Source organism: Embleya sp. NPDC005971 (genome assembly GCF_040629175.1).
Lineage (GTDB): Bacteria > Actinomycetota > Actinomycetes > Streptomycetales > Streptomycetaceae > Embleya.
The window spans coordinates 1-23,120 of sequence record NZ_JBEXUX010000111.1 but is presented as its reverse complement, the minus strand read 5'-3'; the positions used below and the strand labels follow the sequence as shown (position 1 = coordinate 23,120).

Below are 23,120 nucleotides of genomic sequence, written 5' to 3'. Positions count from 1 at the left end.
TCGCAGATGATGTCCCAGCTCGACGGCCAGCAGGCCGCCAAGCTGAAGCAGATCGCGGCGCAGGCCCGCGTCCTCCAGCAGGACCGCACCGAGGCCACCGCCCAGCTCTCCGCGCTGGAAAAGCTGCGCACCGAGCTGAACACGCACAAGAACGAGATCCAGACCAAGCTCGCCGAGGCCCAGCGGCTGCTGAACACGCTGGACAAGAAGCAGCAGGACGAGATCCTCAACTCGAACGAGCACAAGAACGACACCGGTGCGCGAAGCGACGCCGACCGCAGCTCGCGGGACAAGCCGGACTCGCCGCCGCCGGCGACCAACATCCCGGCCTCCGGCCGGGCCCAGGCCGCGATCAACTTCGCGCTGGCGCAGATCGGCAAGCCGTACGCGCCCCGGGGCGTGGGTCCCGGCTCGTACGACTGCTCGGGGCTGACCCAGGCGTCCTGGAGGGCGGCGAACGTCTCGCTCAGCCGCACCACCTGGACCCAGGTCAACGACGGTCCCAGGATCGCCAAGAGCGCCCTCCAGCCGGGCGACCTGGTGTTCTACTTCTCGGACAACTCGCACGTGGGCATGTACATCGGCAACGGCCAGATCGTGCACGCCCCGCGACCGGGCAAGAACGTGACCAAGGCCCCGCTCGACTCGATGCCCTTCTACGCGGCCATTCGCCCCAGCTGAACAACCCCCGCACACACGACGCCCCCGGCCGGAAACCCGGCCGGGGTTTTGCATACCCCGGCCCGTCCGGGCACCGATTCGTCGACACATCACGCCCGGACCGACCCCGAAAATGCAAAAGGCCCAGATCAGAAACCAACTGACCTGGGCCTTCGAGGAGCCGCCTAAGGGAGTCGAACCCTTGACCTACGCATTACGAGTGCGTCGCTCTAGCCGACTGAGCTAAGGCGGCTTGTCGGTCCACCTTGAAGGTGGCGACAGGGAATGAGTGTACACACCCGTCGGGGTGGTCCACACGCGGCTTTGGTGGGGGTCAGCGGCAGGTCTTGCCCTTGGTGGGGACGGTGCCCTGGGTGAGGTAGTCGACCACCGTGCGGTCGACGCAGTCGCTGCCTCGGCCGAAGGCGGTGTGGCCGTCGCCGTCGTAGGTCAGGAGGCTGCCGGAGGCCAGTTGGCCGGCCAGGGACTGGGCCCAGGAGTACGGCGTGGCCGGGTCGCGGGTGGTGCCGACGACCAGGATCGGGGCGGCGCCCTCGGCCCTGATCGGGTGCGGCCGGCCGGTCGGCGGGGTCGGCCAGGAGGCGCAGGTCAGGCCCGCCCAGGCGAGGTTGCGGCCGAAGGTCGGCGAGTCGGCCAGGTAGCCGGGCAGCTCCCGCTCGACGTCCTCGCGGGACGTCGCGGCCGGCGGCGCGTCCAGGCAGTTCACCGCCGCGTTGGCGGCCATCAGGTTCTTGTACTTTCCGTCCGGACCACGCTCGTAGTACTGGTCGTTGAGTTCGAGCAGCGGCTGCCCGTCGCCGCGCAGCGCGGCCTCCAGCGCCTGTCGCAGATCCGGCCACTGGTCCTTGGAGTACAGCGGCGACAGGATGCCCGTGGTCGCGATCGACTCGGTGACCCTGCGGGTCCCGTCGCCGGACAGCGGGCGGGCGTCGAGCTGTTGGAGCAGGCCGCGGATCCTGGCCAGTCCGGCCTCGCGGGTCGCGCCGAGGGAGCACGAGCCGCCGCCGACGCAGTTGTCCAGGAACGCCGCCAGCGCGGTCTCGAAGCCGCCGCCCTGCACCTTGTTGGCGGCCACCGCCGGCTGGCTCGGATCCATCGCGCCGTCCAGGACCAGCCGGCCGACCCGCTTGGGGTACAGCTCGGCGTACGTCGCCCCGAGGAAGGTCCCGTACGACGCGCCCAGGTAGTAGAGCTTCGCGTCGCCGAGGGCCGCCCGCAGCAGGTCCATGTCGCGTGCCGCGTCCACGGTGCTGACGTGGCCCAGAAGGTCGCCCGAGGCGGCCTCGCAGGCCCGCCCGTACGCGCCGGTGCCGTCCAGCCACGCCTGTTCCTCGTCGGGAGTGTCCGGCGTCGCGTCGAGCTGGGTGAAGGTGTCCATCGCGTTGTCGCTCAGGCAGCCGATCGCGGTACTGCGACCGACGCCGCGTGGGTCGAAGCCGACGATGTCGAACCGCTTGCGCAGTTCGGCCGGATACCTGGTGGCCGCGTACTGCGCGAAGTCCAGGCCGGAGCCACCGGGGCCGCCCGGGTTGAGTACCAGCGAGCCGATGCGATTCGCGCCGACGGCGGGCTTCCTGATCACCGCGAGCTTGATCTTCGGCCCGTCCGGCTTGGCGTGGTCCAGCGGCACCTGGAGCGTGCCGCACTGGAAGCCGCCGGTACACGCGGTCCACCCGATCGGCTCGACCGCCGCGGTCGGCGGTGCCTGGTCGATCGCCTTGCCGTCCGGGTCGCCGGTCGCGGGCGCCTTCGCCGTGTCCGCGACCCGGTCCGGCGACTTCGCCGACGATCCCGAGCCGCATCCCGCCACCAGGAACAGGCCGATCGCCGCCGCCACGACCCTCGCGCACGAACCCCGCATCATGCGACCCGCTCCTCGACTAGCCCGGTGGAACCCGTGCACCACGCACCGCGCGGCGTGCACCCCCTGGGGAGGGTAACCACGCAACCCCGCGATACACCCCAACGACGCGACGACCCGACGCCTCGCCCCCCCGACGAAGCACCCACGCCACGCCCGACCGCCGATCAACTACACCGCTTCCCCTTGGCCGGCATCGTCCCCCGCAGCAGGAACCCCTCCACCGCCCCGTCCACACACGCGCTGTTGCCGCCGTACGCGGTGTGCCCCTCGCCCTCGAAGGTCAGCAGCGTCGCGTCGGCGAGCTGGCCCGCCAGCTTCTCCGCCGAGGCGTACGGCGTGGCCGGGTCACCCGTCGTACCGACCACCAGGATCGGCGCGCTGCCCTGCGCGCGGATCGCGTGCGGCTTCGTCGGCGACTTGAACGGCCAGTCCTCGCAGCTCTGTCCGGTCAGATCCTCGGCGGTGACATCGCGCGACAGCAGCGGCGCCTCGGCCTTGAGTCGGGTCAGCGCGGCCTGCACCTGCGCCGGCGTCGGAGCGTCCCCGGACCCGTCCGCACAGCCGATCGCGATGAACGCGTCCGAGCTGTTGTCGTAGTGCCCTTCCTCGTCCCGCCCGTTGTAGTTGTCGGCGTAGAAGAGCAGGGCGTCCGGCGACTTGCGCACGATCGCGTCCGCGAGCGCGTCGCGCAGGTACTTCCACGCGGTGTCCTTGTCGCCGTAGAGCAGGCTGATCACCCCGGTCCAACCCATGCTGGAGGTGAGCTTGCGGCCGCCCCGGCCGGTGAGCGGGTTCTCCTGGAGACCGTCGAGGAAGTCGGCGGCCCTGGTCGGCGCGGTCTTGGGATCGCCGCCCAGCGCACAGCCGGAACGCCCGGCGCAGTCCTCGGCGAATCGACGCAACGACCGGTCGAAGCCCACCTGCTGCTCGACCGACGCGCTCAGGTTGTCCGCGGCCGGGTCCACCGCGCCGTCCAGGACCAGTCGACCGGTGTGGGTCGGGAAACGTTCCGCGTAGGTGGCGCCCAGGTAGGTGCCGTAGGAGAAGCCGAGGTAGTTGAGCTTCTCGTCGCCCAGGGCCGCGCGCAGCACGTCCATGTCGCGGGCGGCGTTGTCGGTGCCGACGAAGGGCAGCAGTTCGCCGGAGCGGCTCTGGCACTCCGCCGCGTAGGTCCGGTCCCGTTCCTTGGAGCGCGCCTCGGCCCGAGCCGGGTCCTCGGGCAGGTCCTCGGCCACGTACGCGTCCCGCTCGGCGTCGGTCATGCACTTCACCGGCGCGCTGCGGTCGACCCCGCGCGGGTCGAAGCCGATCAGGTCGTAGGCGTCCTGGACCGGCTTGCCGATGGTGTCGTCGGCCATCCACCACGCCGCCTCGACGCCGGAGCCGCCCGGACCGCCGGGGTTGAGCAACAACGAACCGATCCGCTGTCCGGGCTTGGCGGCGGTCTTGCGGGTGACCGCGATGTCGATGGTCTTGCCGGTCGGCCGGGAGTAGTCGAGCGGCACGGTGAACGTCGTGCAACGAAACGCCTTGGCCTGGCTGCGCTGGTCGGCGTCGTCGCTCTCGCACGCCTTCCAGGTCGGCTGCTGGGTGTAGAACCGCGCCAGTCGGGGATCGGGGTCCCCGGGCGTGGCCGGCCCCTTGGCGCCGGCCGCGGTGGGCCCGACCGCATTGGGCCGAGCACCCCCCGCGGCATCACCGAGATCGGACGCGACCGTACAACTCGCGACTGTCGCGACGGCGAGCGCGATCGGGACCGCGCGGCCGAGGAGTCCCACCCGGGATATTCGTTTCACGCGTACTGCCTACCATCGAACGAAAAGTCACGCACGAGCGGTACGCGCCGGACCCGGGCCGCGATCCCCCACCGCAGGGTTCCCGGCCCGGTCCCGCGCCGCGTCACGCCGCCGGGGTCCGCGTGTTGCGGCCGAGGAAGGTGAGCGCTTCGGGGAGCTGACGCACTATGTCGCCGGAGGCCCCGCCCGAGCCCGTGATCGCCTTGACCGCGGTCGGCGCCTTGGCCTTCGCAGCGAATTCGCTGCCGCCGGTCTGACCGGAGAGCAGGATCTGTACGTCGGGCCGCGCGTCGAGCAGCTTGACCGGCTCGTTCGCCGCCTTGGCCGCCTTCGTCCCCGCATCGAGGTCCCACAGCGGGGACTTGAGCGTGGTCCGGCCGGACAGGCTGACCGCCGCCGCGTAGTACTGCGGGTACTGCAACGCGTACTTGACCGCGCACAGGCCGCCCGAGCCGTCGCCGATCAGCGCCCACGAGGCGCGGTCGGCGCTCGCGCGGAAGGTCGCCAGCACCGCCTCGCGCACGTCCTCGTTGTGGAAGGTGGCCATCCTGGGCCGGTTCGGCACGTCGCTGCACTCGGTGTCCTTGGCCGCCGTCCGACCGGCGTCCGCGTCCGACTTCGGGTACGGCAGCAGCTCGGGCGCGACCACGATGTACGGCGGAACGGTGCCGGTCTCGATGCCCGCGACGAGCTTGGGCAGGAACGCCACCGAGTCGTCCACGAAGCTGTTCGACTCGATGCCCGGCAGGGCCGACTGGGCGACCAGGACGGGGTAGCTGCGGCCCTGGTTGGCGGGCGTGTCGTAGCCCGGCGGCAGCCAGACCCACACATCGGCGGTGACCCCGGACCGGCCGCCCGCCAGACTCATCCTGTTCAGCGTGCCACCGGACTTGGTGCCCACCTTGGTGAAGTTCTGCGGCGCGGCCTTGGGTCGTCCCGACGTGGTGCCGGACGGTTCGGCCGACGGATCGGCCTTGGTGGAGGACGCGACGTTCTGCTTGTCGTCGTCGGCGATCCCCTTGTACGCGAAGGTGCCGCCGACGCCCGCCCCGACCACGACCAGCGCGAGCAGTCCGATGCCCAGCGGCGAACGCACCCCACGCCTGCGCCGAACGGACGCCGGGTCGGCCCCGATCGGCCGGGGCTCGGGGACCCGCATCGGCTCGTGTCGAGTCAGCGCCGCAGGCGCCGAGGAGGTAAGCTCCACCGGCGCGAACGGCAGCGGCGCCTCGACCCGACCCGGGCCCGGCGCCGCGGCGCTCGTCGGCTCGGACCCGCCCGTCGGCTCCGCCGACCGGACCCGTGCGGTCGGCACTGCCCGGGTGGTCGGCACGGTCGGCACCGGTTGCCCGGACTCGCCGCCCCGCCCGTCGGCCGGCGGCAACGCGACGGCCCGGGGCCGCTGTTGGGCCTTCAGGTAAGCCTTCGAATCGGCCTTTGCGTCGGCCGTCGCATCACCCGGCGAAAGGCTCTCGACCGGATCGGCCGCCGCACGCGACTTGCGCGCCCTCAGCACGAGAACGACAACCGCCCCGAGGGTCACCGCGATCAGCAGACCTTTGAGCGTCCTGGTCACGGAACGCAACCCCGCACCGTCCTTCCGAACCTCACCAGCCACAATGTTCCCGCGAACTCTCCCACGATGACGTCCGAGTGGGGGTTCCGGGTTCCGTCCGAAGGACACCTCCGCTCCAAGGAGTGAAGGACCGAACCGAACACACGTACAAACAACCGAACGATGCCGTCGACCCACGCACCGAGCGGGCGCCCGGCCGGGCGAACGGGCCGCCGGGCCTCACCCCGTGCGCAGGGTCAACACCATCGCCTCGACCGCGAGCAGCGGGGCCACGTTCGCGTCGATCGCCCGACGGCAGGCCAGGATCGCCTCGATCCGACGCAGCGTCGCCTCCGGCGTGGAGCCGCGGGCGATCGTGTCCAGGTCGGCGCGCAACACGTCGTTGGCCAAGGGCACGGCGGCGCGCAGTTGCAGCGCCAGTACGTCCCGGTAGAACGCGGTCAGGTCCACCAGCGCCCGGTCCAGGCAGTCCCGCTGGGTGCGGGTGGCCCGCTTCTTCTGCTTGTTCTCCAGTTCCTTCATCACGCCGGCCGTGCCGCTGGGCATCCGGCCGCCGCCGACCGCGCCCAGCGCGGCCCGCAGGTCCTCGGTTTCCCGGCCGTCCAGGTCCGCCGCGACCTGCTTCGCGTCCTCGGCGGCCGCGTCCACCAGTCGTTGTGCGGCGGCCATCGCCAGGCCGATGTCACCGACCACCATCGGGATCCGCAACACGTCGGCGCGGCGCCCGCGGGCCTGTTCGTCCAGGGCCAACCGGCGTGCGCTCTTGATGTCGCCGCCGGACGCGGCCGCGGCGAACGCGGCCATCGCCGGGTCGATACCGTCCCGCCGCATCAGCAGATCGGCCACCGCGCCTGCGGGCGGCGTGCGCAGGGCCACATTGCGACAGCGCGAGCGGATCGTCGGCAGCGCGTCCTCCAGGGACGGTGCGCACAACAACCACACGGTGCGGTCGGCGGGTTCCTCGATCGCCTTGAGCAGTACGTTGCCCGCGCCCTCGGTGAGCCGGCCCGCGTCCTCCAGGATGATCACCTGCCAGCGTCCGCCCGCCGGCGTCATGACCGCGCGCCGGACCAGGTCGCGGGTCTCCTTGACGCCGATCGACAACAGTTCGGTGGCGATCACGTCGACGTCCGCGTGGGTCCCGGTGAGCGTGGTGTGGCAACCGTCGCAGTGCCCGCAGCCGGGCTCGGCGCCCAGGGCCAGGTCCGGGCTGACGCACTGCAACGCCGCCGCGAACGCACGCGCGGCGGTCGCCGTGCCGACCCCCGGCGGGCCGGTGAACAACCACGCGTGGGTCATCCCGCCGACGCCCTCGCCCGCGAGCACCGCACGCGCGGCGCCCGCCGCGGTGCGCAGTTGCTCGGCGACGCGATCCTGCCCGACGAGGTCGTCCCAGACGGTCACGCGCTCTTGTCTCCTCGTTCCGGTGTGCCCGGTACGACCGTACCGGGGTGACGTGACAATCGAGGCCACGTCACCCCCGGACGGACCCGGCCGCCCGGCGGACGGGCGAACCGGCGGAGTCCCCCTGCCGGCGTCAGTCCTTGTTGCGCCGCCAGCGCCGCTTGCGTCCCGGCTCGGCCGGCTCGTCCTCGGACGCACCCGCCTGTGCCTCGTCCGCCTCGGACGCCTCCGGACCACCCGTCCACGGCCCGAGCAGATCGTCGGCCAGCGTGTGATCGCTCGGCGCGGCCGGCGGCGGCACCAGCGTGGGCAACGCGTGCGTCTCGTCCAGGCTCAACCTCGGGATCTCCCGGGTGTCCTCGGCCGCCTCGCGCAGTCGGATCTGCTGCAACTCGGTGGTGTCGGCGTCGTCCGCGGCCGGCTTGGCGATGCCGTGTACGGGCGTGTCCGCCATGGACGGGTCCGGCCGCCGAACGCCGTGCACCGGCGTCTCGGTCAGGTCGCCGCCCCGGCCCGGGCCCGCCTCCGCGGCCAGCGCGGCGGCCTCCTGCGCGGCGCGGGCCTGGGCCGACGCCGCGGCCTCGGCCGCCCGCGACGCCTCCCGCTCGGCCCGGCGACGGTCCGACTCCGCACGGCGCAGCGCGTCCTCCGCCCGGCGGCGCTCCTCGGCGGCCCGACGCTCGTCGGCGACCCGGATCGCCTCCTCGGCACGCATGCGCTCGACGTCGCGCGCCGCCGCGGCCTGCACCCGGTCGCGCTCCTCCTCGGCCAACCGCTGCCGCTCCAGCTCGGCCTCGCGCTCCTCCTCGGCACTGGCCCGGGCCTGCTCGGCCTGAAGCGCGGACGCCTCCTCCAACCGGCGGCGCTGTTCGTCGCGACGCTCGGCCTCCTCCTCGGCGCGCACCCGGGCCTCCTCGGCCCGGGTCTTGGCGTCCTCGGCGACCCGCTGCTGCTCCTCGGCCCGACGCTCGGCCTCCTGCGCGAGCCGGCGGCGCTCCGCCTCGGCGTGCAGCCGGGCCTCCTCGGCCGCCTCGGCCGCGGCCCGGGCCCGCTCGTCCGCCTCGGCGGCGGTGCGCCGGGCCTGCTCCTCGGCGTACCGCTGCTCCTCCTCGGCCAGCCGCGCGGACTCCTCCTCCAGCCGGGCCTGTTCGGCCTGGCGCTGGCGCTCCTCGCTCTCCGCCCGCAGTCGGGCGATCAGCGCGGCCTTCTCCGCGTCCCGGGCGGCCTGCTCGGCCTTGCGCCGGGCGTCCTCCTCGCGCATGCGCTTGGCCAGTTCGAGCGCCTGGCGCTTCTCCTGCTCGGACAGCGGCAGTTCGCGGTCGAGCCGGTGCCGGATCGGGGTGGTGACCGCGTCCGGCTCCTGGTCGGCGTCCACCACCAGGTAGCGGTCGGGGTCGTGCGCGGCCAGGTCCAGGAACGCGTGCCGCACCAACAGGTGGAAGTCGCGCGGCTCGGACTCCAGCCGGTCGGGCGCCTCGGTGAACCGGCTGTGGCCCACCGCCGGGTCCAGGTCGAGCAGGATGGTCAGGTCGGGCAGCAGCCCGTCGGTGGCCCAGCGCGAGACCCGGCCGATCTCCCGCGCGCCCAGGCCGCGGCCGGCGCCCTGGTAGGCGATCGAGGAGTCGATGTAGCGGTCGCTGATCACGATCGCGCCGCGCCGCAGCGCGGGCAGGATCACGGTCTGCACGTGCTCGGCCCGGTCCGCCGCGTACAGCAGCGCCTCGGTGCGCGGGTCGACCGGATCGCCGTCCAGGTCGAGCAACATCGCGCGCAGCCGCTTGCCGACCTCGGTCGCGCCGGGCTCGCGGGTGACCACGACCTCGTGCCCCTTGGCCCGGATCCAGGCCGCGATCGCGTTGGCCTGGGTCGACTTGCCCGCGCCCTCGCCGCCCTCCAGGGCGATGAAGAAGCCGGTGGCCCCGGCCGGTCGGCCGGTGATGTGGTCCTCGTTGCGGGTCGCCGCGGCGAGGTCGCGCAGGATCGGCACCCCGCGCCGGTCGTCCACGCTCAACAGCGCGACCCAGCCCAGGATCACCACGAGCGCGCCGGCGCCGGCCAGCACCAGCGCGGCCCCGCTGTAGTCGAAGGTGAACCGGTCCGCGATCACCCACGAGTGCGTGCCCACGTAGCCCGCGGCGATCGGCCCGGCGACCAGCGCCACGAACAGCACGATCCGCACGATCAGTTGGGCGAACGCGAACGCCCGGGCCCGCAGGTCCTCGCCGAAGTCCAGGCCGTACATGGTGTATCCGGTGACCCACGCGACGCCCGCGAACATCCCGAGCACGGCGGCCAGTACCGCGGCCACCACCACGTTGGCGACCGCGGCCAGGATCAGCAGGGTCAGTCCGGCGAACATCACCGCCATGCCGTACAGCCGCCGCCGGCTGAACGCCGGCACCACCCGCGGGCCCCACAACATGCCCGCGCTGACGCCCGCGATGAGCATCAGGAACACCGTGCCGTAGGCCGCGTTGCCCGCGTGCAGGCCGACCACCAGGAGCGGCGCGGTGGCCACCAGCGCGCCGCCCGCCAGGAACAGCGCGATCATCCCGACGATCAGGCCGCGCGCGGTCCGACCGTGCCCGAACACCTTGCGCCCGTCGGCGAGCACCTTGAACGGGTTGGGCCGCCGGGTGCTGACCGAGCGCCCACGCGTGGGCATCCGGATCAGGAAGGCGAACACCGCGGCGAGCAGGAACACCGCGCCCGCGGTGTAGCAGGCCAGGTTCGAGGGGTGCTCGACGAACATCGACACGTCGTGCGAGAACGCGGTGCCGATCAGCGCGCCGAGGATGAACAGCAGCGCCGCCGCCGGGGCCGCGCCGTAGGAGGTGACCAGGTTGAACTGGTTTGCGGTGCCCAGCCGTTGGCGCGGCACCAGGTTGGGCACGGTGGCGTCCCGGGCGGGTCCGGCGAGTGCGCCGAACACACCGATCGCCGCCGTCGCGCCCCAGACCCACCACATCTTGTCCACGAACGGCACGGACACGAGCACCAGGGCCCGGATCACGTCGCACGTCACCAGCGTCCAGCGCCGGTCGAGGTGGTCCACGATCGCGCCCGCCACCGAGGCGACCGCGGCCGCCGGCAACAACCGCAGCGCGAACACCACCGCGACGGCGGTGGCGTGCTTGCGGTAGTCGCCCTCGACGGTCCACAGCGCGGCCGAGGTCAGCGCCAGCAACGCGAGCCAATCGCCCAGCGCGGAGGCCGCGACCGCGAACCAGAAGCGGCGGAAGGGGCGGATGCTCAGCACGCCCCCGATGCCCTCTGTCGGTTCGACCTGACGGGGCGGTATCGCCGAATCCGGCGCTTGCTGCTCCGCGTGCGTCATACGGAGAACCCTAACGTCGTCACCTGACGGGAAACGGCAACCTCGACCGGATCCCCCGTGCCCCCGGCGGCGGACCGTAGCACAGGGCCCGATGTCGTCGCCGGAACCGACCGAGGCGGCGCCGGATCCCGCCGGCGCCGCCTGATCGATACGTACCGAGATATCCCTACCTCAGTCTTGTCGCCTCACGCCTTGTCGGCCGCGTTCTTCGCGCCGGCACTCGCCGTCGCCTTCGCGGCGGCCGACTTCGTGGTCTTGCCGTCGGCGGCCGTCTTCTTGGCCGCCGTCTTCTTCGCGGCGGTCTTCGTCGCCGTCGCCTTCTTCGCCGGGGCCTTCTTGGCCGCCGCCTTCTTGGTCGTCTTCTTCGCCGGGCCCTTGGCCCGCTTGTCCGCCAGCAGTTCGTAGCCGCGCTCGGGGGTGATCGTGTCCACCGAGTCGTCCGCCCGCAGCGTCGCGTTGGTCTCGCCGTCGGTCACGTACGGGCCGAACCGGCCGTCCTTGACCGTGACCGCCTTGCCGCTGACCGGGTCGGTGCCCAGTTCCTTCAGCGGCGGCTTGGCCGCGGCCCGACCGCGCGCCTTGGGCTGGGCGTAGATGGCCAGCGCCTCGTCCAGGGTCACCGTGAACAACTGGTCCTCGGTCTCCAGCGAGCGCGAGTCGGTGTCCATCTTGAGGTACGGGCCGTAGCGACCGTTCTGCGCGGTGATCTCGGTGCCCGTCTCCGGGTGCTTGCCCACCACACGCGGCAGCGTGAACAGCTTGAGCGCGTCCTCCAGGGTGACCGTGTCCAGCGCCATCGACTTGAACAGCGACGCCGTGCGCGGCTTGGGGCCGTTCTTCGCGGCGGCCTTCTTCGCGGTCTTCTTGGCCGGCTTGGCGCCGTCCGCCGGCGCGGCCGGCGCGGCGGGCGCCTCGGGCTCGGGCAGCACCTCGGTCACGTACGGGCCGTAGCGCCCGTCCTTGGCCACGATCATGTGGCCGCTGACCGGGTCGATGCCCAGCTCGTGGTCGCCGCTGGGCTTGTCGAGCAGTTCCTCGGCCTTGGCCACGGTCAGCTCGTCCGGCGGCAGGTCGTCCGGCACGTCCGCGCGCCGCTCGCCGCGCTCGACGTAGGGGCCGTACCGGCCCACCCGCAACACGATGCCCTCGCCGACCGGGAACGAGTTGACCTCGCGGGCGTCGATCGAGCTGAGGTCGGTGACCAGGGCCTTGAGGCCGCCGAGGTGGTCCTCGTCCGGCCGGCTCTCGTCGCCGAAGTAGAACCTGCGCAGCCACGGCACGGCCTCGGTCTCGCCGCGCGCGATCCGGTCGAGGTCGTCCTCCATCTTCGCGGTGAAGTCGTAGTCGACCAGCGTGGCGAAGTGGCCCTCCAGCAGGCCGACCACGGCGAAGGCGAGGAAGGAGGGCACCAGCGCGGTGCCCTTCTTGAAGGTGTAGCCGCGGTCCAGGATGGTGCCGACGATCGACGCGAACGTCGACGGGCGACCGATCTCCCGGTCCTCCAGCTCCTTGATCAGCGACGCCTCGGTGTAGCGGGCCGGCGGCTTGGTCGCGTGGCCCTCCGGGGTGAGCTCGTCGGCGCTGAGGGCGTCGCCCTCGGTGACCATCGGCAGCCGCCGCTCGCGGTCGTCCAGCTCCGCGTCCGGGTCGTCCGAGCCCTCCACGTAGGCCTTGAGGAAGCCGTGGAAGGTGATGATCTTGCCGCTCGCGGTGAACTCCGCGTCGCGCCCGGGCAGGTCCGCGCCCTGGGCGAGGCCGCCGATGCGCACGGTCACCGACTGGCCGACCGCGTCCTTCATCTGCGACGCGACGGTGCGCATCCAGATCAGCTCGTACAGCCGGAACTCGTCGCCGGAGAGCCCGGTCTCGGCCGGCGTGCGGAAGCTCTCGCCCGAGGGTCGGATCGCCTCGTGCGCCTCCTGGGCGTTCTTGACCTTGCCCGCGTAGACACGTGGCGCGTCCGGCACGTACTCGGCGCCGTACAGCTCCCGCACCTGCGCCCGGGCGGCCGTGACGGCCGTCTCGGACAGCGTGGTGGAGTCGGTACGCATGTAGGTGATGAAGCCGTTCTCGTACAGCTTCTGGGCGATCTGCATGGTGCGCTTGGCGCCGTAGCCGAGCTTGCGCGAGGCCTCCTGCTGGAGGGTGGTCGTGCGGAACGGGGCGTACGGGGAGCGGCGGTAGGGCTTGCGCTCGACGGCGCGCACGGTGAACGACGCGGATTCCAGCGCGGCGCTCAGCGCCCGGGCGCCGGCCTCCTCCAACTGGAGCACACCGGCGTTCTTGAGCTTGCCGTCCGGGCCGAAGTCGCGGCCGGAGGCGACCCGCTTGCCGTCCAGCGAGACCAGGCGCGCGTTCATCGTGCTCGGGTCGGTGGGGTCGCCCGCCCGGCCGGTGCCGAACACGCCCAGCAGGTCCCAGTACGAGGCGGAGGTGAACGCGCGGCGCTCCCGCTCGCGCTCGACCACCAGGCGGGTGGCCACCGACTGCACCCGGCCGGCCGACAGGCGCGGACCGACCTTCTTCCACAGGACCGGCGAGACCTCGTAGCCGTAGAGGCGGTCGAGGATGCGGCGGGTCTCCTGCGCGTCGACCAGTCGCTGGTTCAGCTCACGCGGGTTGTTCACCGCGGTGCGGATCGCGTCCTTGGTGATCTCGTGGAACACCATGCGGTGCACCGGCACCTTGGGCTTGAGCACTTCGAGGAGGTGCCACGCGATGGCCTCGCCCTCGCGGTCCTCGTCGGTCGCGAGGAAGAGTTCGTCGGCGTCCTTGAGGAGCTTCTTCAGCTTCGCGACCTGGGACTTCTTGTCCGCGTTGACCACGTAGATCGGCTCGAAGTCGGCGTCGACGTCGACACCGAGTCGGGCCCACGGCTTGCCGGCGTACTCCGCCGGTACCTCGGCGGCGCCGTTGGGCAGGTCGCGGATGTGTCCCACGCTCGCCTCGACCACGTAACCGGGGCCGAGATAGCCCTTGATCGTTTTCGCCTTGGCCGGGGACTCGACAATGACGAGTCTCAGGCCGTCGCGCGCGGTCTCGCTGCTCGGGGACACCTTCGCTTCTCTCTCCATCGTCGTCGGCAGCGGCCGTGCCCGGTTGGGCAAGGCCGTACTCCGGGGTTCGTATTCACATTGCGGTTGCCGGGTGGCGGAGCGTGACCGGAAATCGGCCCCGTGTGTCAAACCGGTTCTGCTCGGCTTGCGTCACGGACTCGTCCCGAGGCCGCCGTCCGATCGGACCGCCCGCGGATCCGGCGATTCGCTCCGACGGCCGGGTCCCACGCCCCTCGAACGGTAACGCGCGCATCGCGGTTCCCGCCTCCCGACCCCATTGGTTCGCGGTCGAGCGGGAAGCCGCCGCCTCCATACAACACATTTTCTTGGCAACGGCAAGGAGCATTCCGTGGGGACAACACCTGCGACTGTACAGGCGTGCCGCCCCGGATCACGGTGCACCGGCCCAAGCCGCGCTCAGTCGGTACCGGCGGACCGCTCCTCGGCGGGCTCCCCGACCTCGGGGAACAGCAGGAATCCGTCGGCCACCAAACCGCGCAGTTCGCCCGGTACGGCATCGCGCAACCGGGCCGGGTCCTCGTCGAGCAGTTGGGCGATCGCGTCCACGATGACGCCGGCCGGAAGCTGCCCGTCGCTGGCGCCGGCCAGCGCCGCGCCGACGGTGTCCACCCGGTCCGCCCGGCACATGCCGCGGCGCTGGCGCAACACGACCGTCTCGGGATCCTCGGCGCCCGGCGCGCCGGTCTGCTCCTGGACCACGTGGTCGGCGAGCCGGAAGGCGACGTCGAGCAGGCCGTCGTCGTCCGTCCCGGCCAACCGGTCCTGCCGACCGAACCAGGCGTGCACCTCCGCACCGAGCGGTTGTTCGATCGCGTGCGGCCAGTCCTCGATCCGCACGTTCGGCGTGTCGGAGCCGGACGCCCGCAGCGTGATCCAGCCGAATCCGATCCCCTCCACGCCGTCCCGCTCGAACGCCGCCAACCACGCGTCGTAGCGTTCGGCGTAGTCGGTGCCGTGATGGTCACCCGAATCGCGCAACCACAGCTCGGCGTACTGCGCCGGGTCCTGTACGTCGCGCTGGACCACCCACGCGTCGCAGCCGGTCGGCGCGAGCCAGGCCGCCAGCCGGTCCTGCCAGTCCTGGCCACGCAGGTGCTGCCAGTTGGCCAGCAGTTGGCAGTAGCCGCCGTCGGCCAGGAACGTCGGCGCCTGCGCCACCAGCAGCCGACACACCTCGTCGCCGGGCAGCCCCGCGTCGCGGTAGGTGTACCGCTCGCCCACCGGAGTGATCACGAACGGCGGATTGGACACGATCAGGTCGAACCGCTCGCCCTCGACCGGCTCGAACAGGCTGCCCTCGGCCAGGCCGACATTGCCCACCCCGGACAGCGCCATGGTCAGCCGGGTCAGGTCGAGCGCCCGCTTGTTGACATCGGTGGCCAGCACCGAGTCGGCGTGTCGCGACGCGTGCAGCGCCTGCACACCGCACCCGGTGCCCAGGTCCAGCACCCGACCCACCGGCTCGCGCACGGTGATCCCGGCGAGCGTGGTGGACGCCCCGCCGATGCCCAGCACGTGGTCCGCCCGGACCGGGCCGTTGACCCCGCCGATGCCCGCGCCGAGGTCGGACACCACCCACCAGTCGGTGTCCGCCTCGCCGTAGGGCCGGATGTCCACGAGCGGCCGGACGTGGTCGCCGTCGCGGACCAGCAGCCCGCCCGCGAGCGCCTCGGCCAGCGGCAGGGCCCGCCGTACGTGTGCCTCGGGCGCCGACGTCTGCAGCAGGAACAGTCGGATCAGCACCGCGAGCGGGCTCGCCGCGTCCGCCCGCAGGGCACGCAGCGCCGGCACGGTCTCGCCGCGCGACAGCGCCGCGTACGCCTGTGGGCCGAGGGCGTCGAGGCAGCCGTCGACGGTGTAGCCGGCCGCGATCAGGGCCTCGCGCAGTCGGGCCACCTGGGAGGTGTCGTTCATGGTCACGCGCACCATCCTGCCTGGTGCGCGCCGACCCGGCGGTCAGCCGGCCGACGCCGTGCCGGTCGGCGACGCCGAGGAGGACTCCGCGCCGCCGCTCGGCGGCGGGCTGCTCGACCCGGTGGAGGCGGTCGAGGAGGCGGTCGAGGAGGCACTCGCCGAGGCGGACGTACGCGGCGTGGCACCCGACGCGCCGGTGGTGGGCGTGGCGCCCGTCGCCGGCGCCGAGGGGACCGGCGCGGTCGGGACCGCGTCCGGCTTGCCCGCCGCACAGCCGGGCACCGCCGCGAGCGCCTTGCCCGCGTCGCCGCGGTGCAGCTTGTCCAGGGCGGTGTGCGAGGAGACGCGCAGCCCGTCGATCTCCGGGTTCAGCGAGCGCAGCCCGTCGGCGAACACGTTCTGTTGCTCGGTGGCCAGGCCCGCCACCTTGGTCTGGATCCCGGCCCAGCCCTTGGCCGTGTTGCGCAGTTCCGCGACCACCGACGTGTGCAGCGCGGCGCCGTCCGAGACCGCGGGTATGCCCGCCTTGTCGAGCGCGTCGGCGAGCGCGTTGTCCGCGTCGGCGAGCCGGGAGATGTCGGCGGCCAGCCGGGTGCGCAGGGTCGCGGGCTGCTCGTTGGGGATCACCGTGGCCACGTCGGCCAGCGCCGCCCGGGCCTCGTCGATCCGCGCCGTCACCTCCACCGCGCAGACCTTCGCGGCCCAGGCCCGCAGTTCGGCCTGCTTCTTCTTGTTCTCGTCGTTCTTGTCGTCGCCGCCGCCACACGCGGTCAAGGCCGATGCCAGGACCAGCGCGGAGACCACCAGGAACTTCCTCGACACGCTTTCCACCTTTGCTCGGAGCCGGACGCAGACTCGCACAGCGCAAAGGTGTTCGGCCAAACACGCTCCCCGGGCGTGGCACGGGCGCGGTACCGATTTCTCCGGTTCCGCGCCCGTACGTACCTCGGATCGAATCAGGCGGCCGCCTTGGTCACCTGTTCCTTGTGGTCGCCGTCGCCGTCGTCCTCGCCGACGACCACCGACTTGCGCTTGCTGTACCAGACCGCGCCCACGATCACCACGACCGAGAAGGCCGCCGCCAGGGCGCGCAGCGCACCGTTCTCGTCCGCGCCGATGCTGAGCTTGACCACGGCCGGCGCGATCAGCAGCGACACCAGGTTCATCACCTTGAGCAGCGGGTTGATCGCCGGTCCGGCGGTGTCCTTGAACGGGTCGCCGACCGTGTCGCCGATGATGGTCGCCTCGTGCGCGGCGGAGCCCTTGCCGCCGTAGCTGCCGTCCTCGACCATCTTCTTGGCGTTGTCCCAGGCGCCGCCGGAGTTGGCCAGGAACACCGCCATCAGCGTGCCGGTGCCGATCGCACCGGCGAGGAACGCCGCGAGCGGGCCGATGCCCAGGGTGAACCCGACCGCGATCGGGGCCATCACCGCGAGCAGTCCGGGAGTGGCCAGCTCACGCAGCGAGTCGCGGGTGCAGATGTCCACCACCCGGCCGTACTCGGGCAGTTCGGTGCCGTCCATGATCCCGGGACGGGTCCGGAACTGGTTGCGCACCTCGAACACCACCGCGCCCGCCGCCCGGGAGACCGCGTTGATCGCCAGGCCGCTGAACAGGAACACCACGGCCGCGCCCAGGATCAGCCCGACCAGGTTGTTCGGCTGGGTGACGTCGGTGGCGAACGCGAACGAGGTGAGCTTGGAGGCGTCCGCGAGCCCGCCGGCCTCGTCCACCGCCGTACGCACCGCGTCGCGATAGGACCCGTACAGCGCGGTCGCCGCGAGCACGGCGGTCGCGATGGCGATGCCCTTGGTGATCGCCTTGGTGGTGTTGCCCACCGCGTCCAGCTCGGTGAGCACCTGGGCGCCCTCGCCCTCGACGTCGCCGGACATCTCGGCGATGCCCTGCGCGTTGTCGGAGACCGGCCCGAAGGTGTCCATGGCCACGATCACACCGACCGTGGTCAACAGGCCGGTGCCCGCGAGCGCGACCGCGAACAGCGCGAGCATGATGATCCCCGCGCCGAGCAGGTACGCGCCCAGCACCGCCACCGAGATCAGCACCGCGGCGTAGACCGCGGACTCCAGGCCGAGCGCGATGCCGGACAGGATCACCGTGGCCGGGCCGGTCAGCGAGGTCTTGGTGACATCGCGCACCGGTCGCCGGCTGGTCTCGGTGAAGTAGCCGGTCAACTGTTGGATGACCGCCGCGAGCACGATGCCGATCAGCACCGCCAGCAACGCGAACACCCGCGGGTCGGCGTCGTGCTTGAGGATCTCCTGGTCGGCCAGCCCGTCCAGCTCCGAGAACTTGCTCGGCAGGTACAGGAACGCGGCGCCCGCGACCAGGACGAGCGAGATGACCGCCGAGACGAAGAAGCCCCGGTTGATCGCGGTCATGCCGCTGCGGTCGCCCGCTCGGGGGGCGACCGTGTAGATGCCCACGATCGCGGTCAGCACGCCGATCGCGGGCACGATCAGCGGGAAGACCAGGCCCGCGTCACCGAAGGCGGCCTTGCCCAGGATCAGCGCGGCGACCAGGGTGACCGCGTACGACTCGAACAGGTCCGCGGCCATGCCCGCGCAGTCGCCCACGTTGTCGCCGACGTTGTCGGCGATCGTCGCGGCGTTGCGCGGGTCGTCCTCGGGGATGCCCTGTTCGACCTTGCCGACCAGGTCGGCGCCGACGTCGGCGGCCTTGGTGAAGATGCCGCCGCCCACGCGCATGAACATCGCGAGCAGCGCGGCGCCGAAGCCGAAGCCCTCGAGCACCTTGGGAGCGTCCTCGCGGTAGAGGATCACCACGAGCGCGGCGCCGAACAGGCCCAGGCCGACGGTGAACATGCCCGCGACGCCGCCGGTGCGGAAGGCGATCCGCATCGCCGCGTCCCGGCCGGCGTTGCCGGATCGGGCGGCGGCCGCGACGCGCACGTTGCTGCGCACCGCGAGCCACATGCCCACGTATCCGGTGACGGCCGAGAAGACCGCGCCCACCAGGAAGAAGATCGAGCGGCCGATCCGCTCGTTCCAGTCGTCCGCGGGCAACAACATGAGCAGGAAGAAGACGCCCACCGCGAACACCGCGAGGGTGCGGAACTGACGGGCGAGGTAGGCCGCCGCGCCCTCTTGGATCGCACCGGCGATCCGGCGCATGGAATCGGTGCCCTCGTCGGCGGCGAGCACTTGACGCACGAGTCCGGCGGCGACGCCCAGGGCACCGAGGGCGATCACCGCGACGATGACTACATAGGTGAGGTTGCCGCCGGAGACGGAGACGTCCGCGGCGGTGGTGAGTTCGGAGGGGTGGATCCCGGACATTCGTCCTCCTTGGCTAGGAGCACTTTCAGATCGGGACTTCTCAATGCGAAAGGAGTGTATGCAAATGATCAAGATCAGACCATGGGAATCGCCATGATCAGATCAAATTACCGATGAAATCCGGGCGTGATTCCCAAAATCGGCGCATCGACCCGGAATCAGGTTTTACGACCCGGAAAATGGGATACACGGGAACGCCGAAATCGCCCCCGGGCATCCCGGGGGCGATGAGGGTCGTACGGGTGGGGCCGGTCAGCCCACGGTCTCGGCGGACTTCGCGCCGGAGGGCCACGACATGCGGATCACGCCGCCCTCGGCGCCGGCCCGCACGTCGAGATCGTCGACCAGGCCCAGGATCACGGCGAGGCCCATCTCGTTCTCGATCAGGTCCAGGCCGGAGCCGTTCGCGGACAGGTCCGGCACCAGCCCGGCGCCCTCCGCGAGGCCCTCCTCGGTCAGCGTCGGCTGCGGCACGCCGTCGTTGACCTCGATACTGAAGCGGCCGTTGCCGTCGTCCAGGGTGACCGTGACCGGGCGGTCGTCGTCCACCCGGTCCTGGTGCATCCCGACGGCGCGGGAACACGCCTCGCCGACGGCGAGGCGCACCTCGTCGAGCACCGTCTCAGCAACCCCCGCTCGCCGCGCCACGGCGGCGGCGACGAGCCGCGCCGTGCGGACGTGTTCGGGCAGCGCGCTGAAGCGCAGCTCGACGATGGCCATGGTTCCCCCAGCCGTGCGAGCACCCGCCCGGGCCGGCGCGGGTGCGGTGTGCGTCCGGTCAGGACGTACGTCGGTCAGTCGGACGAGGCGATGGCCACGGCCACCGACGGATGAATCGGAAAGACCTTGGTCAGGCCGGTGATGCGGAAGATCTTCAGGATGCGCTCCTGAGTGCACACCAACTGCAGCGACCCTTCGTGGGCACGCACCCGCTTCAGGCCACCCACCAGCACGCCGAGCCCGGTCGAGTCCAGGAAGTCGACGGCTTCCATGTCGACGATCAGGTGGAACTGGCCTTCGTTGACGAGTTCCACCAGTTGCTCGCGCAGCTTGGGTGCGGTGTATACATCGATCTCGCCGCCCACCTCGACGATCGTACGACCGCCCTCGGTTCGGGTCGACAGGGACAAGTCCACGGATCCTCCAGCACCTTGCTCTTGAGCGGTCGCCCCCCATGGATCGGCAGCCGCCAAGGCATTCAACCACTTATGGGCACTAGGGGACGATGAATCCCGCGACATTGGATGTAACACTGGTGCCCGATGCAGCCCAGAACACGCCCCCCGGAAGGTCTTCTCGGCCGCCTTATGGCGGGTCGGGATCGACCCGATCGAGTGACGCACGTCCGGCGCATACCCGCTCGCGAAGGTGTTACCGCGGCCTGGCCCGATTGGGTTCGGCCGGAAGTCGGCGACGCGTTTCGCACCGCGGGTATCGAACTGCCGTGGGAGCATCAGGCCCGCGCCGCCTCTGTTGCGGCACGGGGCCGCTCGGTCGTGATCGCCACCGGCACCGCCTCGGGCAAGTCCCTCGCCTATCTGTTGCCGGTCCTCACGACCCTGGTCGAGGGCGCGTCCGCGCCCAGCGGGCGCGGTGCGACCGCACTCTACCTCTCTCCGACGAAAGCGCTGGCCTCGGATCAGGCGCGCGCCGTCGAGGAGTTGCGGTCGGCGAGCCCCGCGCTCGGGTGTGTCCGGGTCGCCACCTACGACGGCGACACCCCCGTCGAGGTCCGGCAGTGGGTCCGTTCGCACGCGTCCTACGTCCTGACGAATCCGGACATGTTGCACCGCGCGTTGCTGCCCGGACACCGTTCGTGGGCGGCGTTCCTGCGCTCGCTGCGCTACGTGGTGATCGACGAATGCCACACCTATCGCGGCGTTTTCGGCTCGCATGTGGCCCAGTTGATCCGCCGGCTGCGCCGGGTGTGTCGCCGGTACGGATCCGATCCGGTGTTCGTGCTGGCGTCGGCCACCGTGTCCGATCCGGCGCTTGCCGCCGAACGGCTGATCGGCACGCCCGTGGTCGAGGTGACCGAGGACGGCTCGCCGCACGGCGAACTGGTGTTCGCCCTGTGGGAGCCGCCACTGACCGGCCATGAGGGTGAACACGGAGCGCCCGTCCGGCGTACCGCGACCTCGGAAACCGCCGATCTGCTCACCGATCTGGTCCTCGACGGCGTACGCACGGTCGCCTTCGTGCGCTCGCGACGCGGCGCCGAGGTGGTGCGGGTGATCGCGCGCGATCACCTGGCCCGGGTGGACGAGTCGTTGGCCGATCGGGTGGCCACCTATCGCGCGGGCTATCTGCCGCAGGAGCGGCGGGCGATCGAGCGCGCGCTGCACGACGGCAGCCTGCTCGGGGTGGCCGCGACCACCGCGCTCGAACTCGGGGTGGACATCTCCGGCCTGGACGCGGTGCTGATCGCGGGCTATCCCGGCACCCGGGCGTCGTTGTGGCAGCAGGCCGGCCGCGCGGGGCGGGCCGGGCAGGAGGCGCTGGCCGTGCTGATCGCGCGGGACGATCCGCTGGACACCTTCCTGGTGCACCACCCCGAGGCCCTGTTCGACCGCCCGGTCGAGGCGACCGTGCTGGATCCGGACAACCCGTACGTACTGGCCCCGCACCTGTGCGCGGCCGCGGCCGAGTTCGCGCTCACCGAGGAGGACCTGGAGCTGTTCGGGCCGGTGGCCGCCGAACTGCTGCCGGGTCTGGAACGGCGCGGGTTGCTGCGTCGGCGGTCCACCGGCTGGTACTGGACCAGCCGGGAGCGGGCCACCGACCTGACCGACATCCGCGGCGCGGGCGGGCCGGCGGTGCGGGTCGTCGAACAGGACACCGGGCGCCTGCTGGGCACGGTCGACGCGCCCGCGGCGCACTCCGCGGTCCATCCCGGCGCGGTGCACCTGCATCAGGGCGACACCTTCCTGGTCCGCGAACTCGACCTCGGCGAGGGCGTGGCGCTGGTGCGCGCGGCGGCCCCGGACTGGACCACCAGTGCGCGTGAGGTCACCGAGATCCGGGTCCTGGAGACGGTGCGCACCCAGGAGTGGGGCGCGGCCCGGCTGCACTTCGGCTCGGTCGAGGTCACCAGCCGGGTGGTCTCCTTCCAACGCAAACGGATCGTCACCGGCGAGGTGCTGGGCGAGCACAAACTCGACCTGCCCGAGCGCAGCCTGCGCACCCGCGCGGTGTGGTGGACGGTGACGCCCGACCAGGTCGCGGCGGCGGGCATCGAGCCGACCGACCTGCCGGGCGCGGCACACGCGGCCGAACACGCCTCGATCGGCCTGCTGCCGCTGTTCGCGACGTGCGACCGCTGGGACATCGGCGGGGTGTCCACGTCGCTGCACCCCGACACCGGCCTGCCGACCGTGTTCGTCTACGACGGCCACCCCGGCGGCGCGGGCTTCGCCGAGCGCGCCTACATCACCGCCACCGCCTGGCTGACCGCGACCCGCGACGCGATCGCCTCCTGCGAATGCGAACACGGCTGTCCGAGTTGCGTGCAATCACCCAAATGCGGAAACGGCAACCACCCACTGGACAAGCGGGCGGCGGTTGCGCTGTTGGGCGTGTTGTTGGGGGCGGGTGGGAGTGGTGTGGGTGAAGGCGGCGCGGGCGGGGTCGGCGCAGGTGAAAGCGGCGCGGGTGAAAGCGGCGCGGGTGAGGCTGGCGCGGGTGGGAGCGGCGGGTAGCGATTGAGACGACGGATGTGGGGTTGGTTGGGGTGTGGTGAATGGGCGGGGACACGCCGGTCAGGAGGCCGGGGGGGTTGTGAGGGCGGCTAGCTGGTGGGTCCGACGCGCTGTGTGAGGCGAGCAGGCCGAGCTGCGTCGCGGCGGGCGGCGGGCGGATGAGCCTGGCCAGGTTGTGAGGGGAGCGAGCCGACGGAGCGGAGTCGCGACCCGGACCGGGGCGGAGCGAGCGGCTGCGCCCGAGACGCGAACCGAGCCTGGCGCCCGGGCGAGATCGCGAGCGCAGCGAGCCAGTGGACCCCAAACGGGAGCCGAACCCGACACCCGGGCCGGGGTCGCGGGCGGAGCGAGCGGAGTGGGCGGCTTTCGGCGATGCAGCGTTGCTTCTTGTTGGGCGCCTTCGGCGCCGGCTCGCGAGGCACCACTTTTTTGTTCCGTCGCGGGCTCCTCCACAAA

At 71.9% G+C, this 23,120-nt stretch carries 13 protein-coding genes and 1 tRNA gene; 2 read left to right on the top strand and 12 right to left on the bottom strand.

What is annotated here, in order from left to right; translation table 11 throughout:
* The coding region (locus tag ABZ374_RS45920; protein ID WP_360324149.1) for an NlpC/P60 family protein at positions 1–681 on the top strand (681 nt) is incomplete at its 5' end.
* A 158-nt stretch (positions 682–839) separates the two neighbouring features.
* Here the strand turns inward: ABZ374_RS45920 and ABZ374_RS45915 are convergent.
* From ABZ374_RS45915 to ABZ374_RS45860, 12 genes are all read right to left on the bottom strand, one after another.
* Positions 840–913, bottom strand: a tRNA-Thr gene (locus ABZ374_RS45915).
* A gap of 81 nt (positions 914–994) precedes the next feature.
* Positions 995–2,545, bottom strand: coding sequence for an alpha/beta hydrolase (locus ABZ374_RS45910; RefSeq protein WP_360324147.1), 1,551 nt, complete (start codon positions 2,543–2,545; stop codon positions 995–997).
* 164 nt (positions 2,546–2,709) lie between these two features.
* The gene (locus tag ABZ374_RS45905) at positions 2,710–4,341 is read right to left on the bottom strand and encodes an alpha/beta hydrolase (protein ID WP_360324145.1); all 1,632 of its coding nucleotides are present in this window, start codon (positions 4,339–4,341) and stop codon (positions 2,710–2,712) included.
* A gap of 103 nt (positions 4,342–4,444) precedes the next feature.
* On the bottom strand, positions 4,445–5,917 hold the full coding sequence (locus tag ABZ374_RS45900) for an alpha/beta hydrolase-fold protein (protein ID WP_360324143.1): 1,473 nt from the start codon (positions 5,915–5,917) through the stop codon (positions 4,445–4,447).
* A gap of 219 nt (positions 5,918–6,136) precedes the next feature.
* A complete protein-coding gene (locus tag ABZ374_RS45895; RefSeq protein WP_360324141.1) occupies positions 6,137–7,321 on the bottom strand; it encodes a DNA polymerase III subunit delta' in 1,185 nt (394 codons plus the stop codon).
* A 133-nt stretch (positions 7,322–7,454) separates the two neighbouring features.
* Complete coding sequence (gene tmk / locus ABZ374_RS45890; RefSeq protein ID WP_360324139.1) at positions 7,455–10,658, bottom strand: dTMP kinase; 3,204 nt, start codon at positions 10,656–10,658, stop codon at positions 7,455–7,457.
* A 185-nt stretch (positions 10,659–10,843) separates the two neighbouring features.
* Positions 10,844–13,714 carry a type I DNA topoisomerase gene (gene topA / locus ABZ374_RS45885; protein WP_360324137.1) on the bottom strand — a complete coding sequence of 957 codons (2,871 nt, stop codon included), beginning with the start codon at positions 13,712–13,714 and terminating at the stop codon, positions 10,844–10,846.
* A gap of 417 nt (positions 13,715–14,131) precedes the next feature.
* A complete protein-coding gene (locus tag ABZ374_RS45880) occupies positions 14,132–15,664 on the bottom strand; it encodes a class I SAM-dependent methyltransferase (RefSeq protein WP_360324135.1) in 1,533 nt (510 codons plus the stop codon).
* Between the two features lie 27 nt (positions 15,665–15,691).
* Entirely contained in the window at positions 15,692–16,471 is a 780-nt protein-coding gene (locus ABZ374_RS45875) for a hypothetical protein (RefSeq protein ID WP_360324133.1), read from the bottom strand.
* A 134-nt stretch (positions 16,472–16,605) separates the two neighbouring features.
* A complete protein-coding gene (locus ABZ374_RS45870; RefSeq protein ID WP_360324131.1) occupies positions 16,606–18,966 on the bottom strand; it encodes a sodium-translocating pyrophosphatase in 2,361 nt (786 codons plus the stop codon).
* 252 nt (positions 18,967–19,218) lie between these two features.
* Positions 19,219–19,686: an ATP-binding protein gene (locus tag ABZ374_RS45865; RefSeq protein ID WP_360324129.1), complete on the bottom strand. Its 468-nt coding sequence runs from the start codon at positions 19,684–19,686 to the stop codon at positions 19,219–19,221.
* Positions 19,687–19,760: 74 nt separating this feature from the next.
* Complete coding sequence (locus ABZ374_RS45860; RefSeq protein WP_020549531.1) at positions 19,761–20,102, bottom strand: STAS domain-containing protein; 342 nt, start codon at positions 20,100–20,102, stop codon at positions 19,761–19,763.
* A gap of 171 nt (positions 20,103–20,273) precedes the next feature.
* Between ABZ374_RS45860 and ABZ374_RS45855 the strand changes: the two genes are divergently transcribed.
* On the top strand, positions 20,274–22,664 hold the full coding sequence (locus ABZ374_RS45855; protein WP_360324127.1) for a DEAD/DEAH box helicase: 2,391 nt from the start codon (positions 20,274–20,276) through the stop codon (positions 22,662–22,664).
* Positions 22,665–23,120 lie beyond the last annotated feature (456 nt).